Annotated in this window: 5 protein-coding genes; 3 read left to right on the top strand and 2 right to left on the bottom strand. The window is 70.1% G+C overall.

Going from position 1 to position 4227, the window contains the following annotated elements; translation table 11 throughout:
* A partial coding sequence (locus C1I98_RS42140; RefSeq protein WP_158558331.1) for a hypothetical protein occupies positions 1-200 on the top strand: 200 nt, incomplete at its 5' end.
* Between the two features lie 27 nt (positions 201-227).
* Here C1I98_RS42140 and C1I98_RS36095 read toward each other — a convergent pair.
* The gene (locus C1I98_RS36095; RefSeq protein WP_111171776.1) at positions 228-1109 is read right to left on the bottom strand and encodes a DUF6492 family protein; all 882 of its coding nucleotides are present in this window, start codon (positions 1107-1109) and stop codon (positions 228-230) included.
* Between the two features lie 220 nt (positions 1110-1329).
* On the opposite strand from C1I98_RS36095, the gene C1I98_RS36090 reads away from it, so the two are divergent.
* The gene (locus C1I98_RS36090; RefSeq protein ID WP_111171775.1) at positions 1330-2112 is read left to right on the top strand and encodes a YveK family protein; all 783 of its coding nucleotides are present in this window, start codon (positions 1330-1332) and stop codon (positions 2110-2112) included.
* A gap of 1 nt (position 2113) precedes the next feature.
* The gene (locus C1I98_RS36085) at positions 2114-3490 is read left to right on the top strand and encodes an O-antigen ligase family protein (protein WP_233508480.1); all 1377 of its coding nucleotides are present in this window, start codon (positions 2114-2116) and stop codon (positions 3488-3490) included.
* Here the strand turns inward: C1I98_RS36085 and C1I98_RS36080 are convergent.
* The coding region (locus C1I98_RS36080; protein ID WP_146607854.1) for a right-handed parallel beta-helix repeat-containing protein at positions 3442-4227 on the bottom strand (786 nt) is incomplete at its 5' end. The two genes, C1I98_RS36085 and C1I98_RS36080, sit on opposite strands and share 49 nt — an antisense overlap.

Raw genomic sequence — 4227 nt, 5'->3', positions numbered from 1 at the left:
CGGAACAGCCGGAGCGCCCGGCCGAGGAGCGGGAGCACAGGAAGGGGCTCGGCAAGTCGGTCGTCGTCGTGTTCCCCGCGACGGGCGGGGACGACGACACGGTCGCGTTCGCGCGCATCCCGATGGACGAGACCGCCCCCATCCCGGCCGTCAACAACGACAAGCACATCAACCAGAAGGACCACGGCAAGGACACCTGAGCACACCGGTGCCCGAGGGGCCGCGGGTCAGGACTCCGCGGCCACCTCGGCACAGCGCCGGATGGCGGCCTGCCGCGCGTTGTACGGGGTGTTGGACTTGGCGGAGATCGCCATCCCCACCGCCTGCGGCCCGAGCCGGTCGGCGAAGGCCACCGCGGTCCGCTCGTCCCAGGGGTCGGGGTCGTAGCTGGTGTGGCAGAACGTCGTGTCGACGGGCGGGGGCTCCTGGCTCTGGCCGAGGACCTCGTCCACGAAGACGCCGTACAGGATGAACTCCGAGATGTGCATCTCGGCGGTGAACGCGTCCAGCCAGTGCCTGCCGGTCACCTCGGTGATCCGGCGCTGCATGGCCCGCACGATCGCCGGGTCCCAGGGGATCATCGGCCCCACGTAGTCGGGCAGCGGCGGCGGGGGCGGCGGCGGCAGGCCGAGCAGCCTGCGGGCCACCTGGTGCCAGATCACGTGCCGGGCCATCGACGCGTCCACGCCGTCGTCCTCCCGGTAGAGCACCACCTGCCCGTCGCGGACGAAGCGCTCGGCCGTGGTCGGGCGGACCAGCACCACGTCGGAGTCGGCGATCAGCACGACGTCGGCGTCCATCGTCGCGGTGGCGTGGATCTTGATGGCCTGCTGGGTGATCCAGCCGCGCACCGGCGGCCACGGACGCCGGGCGTTGACGTAGATCTCCGATGCGGGCAGCCGCAGGTAGCGGCCGGGGAGCGCGCGGGAACGGACGCTCACCCGGCAGCGCGGGCCCTGGAACCGGGAGAACAGCCGGAGGTCTCCGGGCGGCACGTAGACATGGTGGATCGTCTCGCCCTGGGTGTGGGTGAGGACGGACTCGTGCAGATCCGCGAAGAGCGGGAGGTCGGGCGGGTAGCTCGGGGTGACGACGGCCAGCTTCGGCATGGGTGGTCGCGTCTCCAGTCCTACGACGTCATGGGCTGTTTGCCTATCCATCATGGTGGTGCCTGAGCGCTGCGACCGGAGTACCGGAAAAGTTGCGTTTCGGTCACGTCGAAGATGTGGAAGAACCGCTGTTCGGAACGTAACATCCGACCGGTCCCGGTCCGATTGCTCTTAGGGGAGACTGTCTGTTCGGCTCCCGTCATCCGGAATGGGGAAGCGAATGGACTTTTGGGGGACGGTCCTCGTTCTGTTCCGGCGCTGGTATCTCTCGGTGCCCGCCTTCGTACTGGCCGTCGGGGCCGCCTTCGGCGTCTACAAAACGGTGCCGGTCACGCACGTCTCCTCCGCCATGCTCGTCCTCACCATTCCGACCAGCGGCGGCAGCCTGCCGAACAACCCGCAGTACCCCAACCCCAAGGTCAACCCGCTGCTCAACTTCGACCACGGGCTGAGCGTGTCGGCGTCGATCCTGATCGCGGCCCTCGGCACCCCCGAGGTGGCGGCCGAGCTGGGTTCGACGCCCGGGGGCACCACCTACCGCGCCTTCAACGGCAGCAGCAACCTGGAGTCGCTGGCCACCGGGCCGTTCGTGTTCATCGAGGCGGAGAGCGCCGATCCGGCCGCCGCCAAGGAGATGGTCCGCAAGGTGATCGCCCGCGCCCATGTCGAGCTGGCCGAACGGCAGCGGCGGCTGTCCGCGCCGGAGGCCACCTACATCGAGCTGAGCGAGAGCGTTCCGCCGACCACGCCGCTGGAGCAGGGCACCCGCAAGATGCGCGCGGTGGCGGCGGCGCTCGGGCTGGGCGTGATCTCGGCGCTGACCGTCACCTTCGCCGGGGAGAGCGTGGCCGGCCACCGCCGCGGGCGGCGGTCCCGCGCGCCGGTCGTACCGCCCGAGCCGGGGCCCGAGCCGGCGACGGCCGGCGAGCCCGGGGAGCCGGGGGAGCCCGGCGAACAGGGCACGGGGCTGGTGCGCGTCGGCGCGCCGCCGCCGGGGAGCTGATGTGACGACCCTCACGAGCGAGGCGGAGCCGCTGCCCAAGAAGGGCTTCGTGCGCGCCGACGGGGCGACGCTGGCCGTGGTGTTCTCCACCGTGCTGCTGGTGGTCCCGGCCCGGCTGGTCTTCGTCGGGCTGCCGCTGTCCATCACCCCGGCCAACCTGATCAGCCTGATCGCCGCGGCCTGCTGGTTCTTCGCGCACTTCACGCTGGTGCTGAGGATGGCCAAGGGTCGCACGCCGGTGCGCACCGGCCTGTTCGTGTACGGCTCGGCCATGGTCGCCACGTACGGCTTCGCGACCTACCGCTACCTGCCGCCCGACGAGCTGGGCCTGGCCGATCACGCGTTCATCCTGATCATCGCCAACCTCGGCCTGGCCCTGCTGGTCTGCGACGGCGTGCGCGGCGCGGACCGGCTGGACTTCCTGCTCAAGTGCATGGTGGTGGCCGGGGCGTTCATCTCCGTGATCGGCGCGTTCCAATACCTGTTCAACATCGACCTCACCCGCTTCCTGGAGCTGCCCGGCCTGCGCTACACCTCCGAGGAGGCGTTCGTCATCGAACGCTCGGGCGGCCGGCGCGTCGGCGCGACGATGGGGCACCCCATCGAGTTCGGGGTGGCCTGCTCGATGCTGCTGCCGATCGCGGTCCACTACGGGAACAAGGCCAGGATGCGCGCCGAGCCGTCGCTGCGCTGGTGGGCGTGCGCGGTGCTGATCGGCCTCGGGCTGATGTTCTCCGTCTCCCGCTCGGCGGTGCTGGGCCTCGGCTGCGTCGCCGTGGTCCTGCTGATCGGCTGGCCGGCCAGGCGACGGCTGATCGCCCTGGGGGTCACCCTCGGCTTCCTGGTGGTGATCAGGTTCGCCGTACCGGGGCTGCTCGGCACCTTCATCGGCCTGTTCAGCAACCTCGGCAACGACGACAGCATCCGCTACCGCACCCACGACTACGACGTGGCGGCGGCCGAGATCGCCAAGCATCCGTGGCTCGGCCGCGGGGTGGCGACCTGGTACGCGCCCAAGCACCAGGTCTTCGACAACCAGTACATCCTCAACCTGGTGGAGACCGGCTTCATCGGCACCGCCGCGTTCGTGGCGATGTTCGTCGTGGCGATCTACGCGGCGCTGCGCGCCCGCCACCTGAGCACCGACCCCGGCACCCGCGACCTCGGGCTCACCCTGGCCGCGTGCCTGACCGCGCCGCTGATCGGGTCGGCCACCTTCGACCTGCTGGCGTTCGCGACGGTGACCGGCCTCGGCTTCCTGATCATCGGGGCGTGCGGGGCGCTGCACCGCAACGCCCTCGCCGAGGCGGTGTCAGTTCAGGGGCCGGTTCAGGGGCCGTCGCAGGCCAGCGGGCCGACCGTGCCGGTGATCCGGTAGTCCTCGTCGATCCGCACCAGCGTGTTGTCCGCCCACACGGTGTCGCGGCAGTCGGCGACCACCGGGCCGTAGACCCACGACTTGTCCACCAGCTTGTTGTCCCGTACGACCTGGCGGCCCGCCACGTTGCGCACCTGGATGCTGTAGGTCCCGCCCATCACCAGGTTGTCGGTGACCGTGACGTTCTCCTGCCCCTCGTCCACCAGGAAGATCGGCGCGGTGGCGTCCTTGGCGAACCGCTGGTCGATGGTGTTGTGGTGGAAGATCAGGTTCTTGCCGGTCTTGTAGGACTGGATGCCGTCGGAGTGGTCGCCGGGGTTGGAGCACAGCTTGATGTAGGAGTCGCGGATGTCGATGTCGTCGCCCGAGGCCCGGAACCCGTCGGAGTGGTTCCGGATGTTGACCCGCGTGGCCTTGTACTTCGCCGGGCCGACCCCCGGGGCCTGGTTGCAGCCGCTGGCCGGGCCCACGGTGGAGTCGGAGATCGTGAAGGACGAGAACTTCATGTTGTACTCGCCCCAAACCTGACCGTCGATCAGGCTGTTCTTGATCGTGACGTTGTCCGCGCCGATCACCAGCTCGCCCTTGACGTGTACGCCGTCCAGCACCGCGCCCGGCGTGTCCACCAGGTGGGCCAGGCCGTCGATGTTCAGCTCCACCTCGGTCAGCTTGCGGCCGGGCGGCAGCCCGGTGCACTTCGGTGTCGGATGGCCCTGGCAGACCGGGGAGGGCGTGGG

Source organism: Spongiactinospora gelatinilytica (assembly GCF_003236385.1).
Classification (GTDB): Bacteria; Actinomycetota; Actinomycetes; order Streptosporangiales; family Streptosporangiaceae; genus Spongiactinospora; species Spongiactinospora gelatinilytica.
This window is presented reverse-complemented; position numbering and strand designations above follow the sequence as displayed.

Coding starts and splice junctions, on each gene's coding strand:
- C1I98_RS36090 (WP_111171775.1), top strand. CDS start 1,330: ATGGACTTTTGGGGGACGGTCCTCGTTCTGTTCCGGCGCTGGTATCTC.
- C1I98_RS36095 (WP_111171776.1), bottom strand. CDS start 1,109: ATGCCGAAGCTGGCCGTCGTCACCCCGAGCTACCCGCCCGACCTCCCG.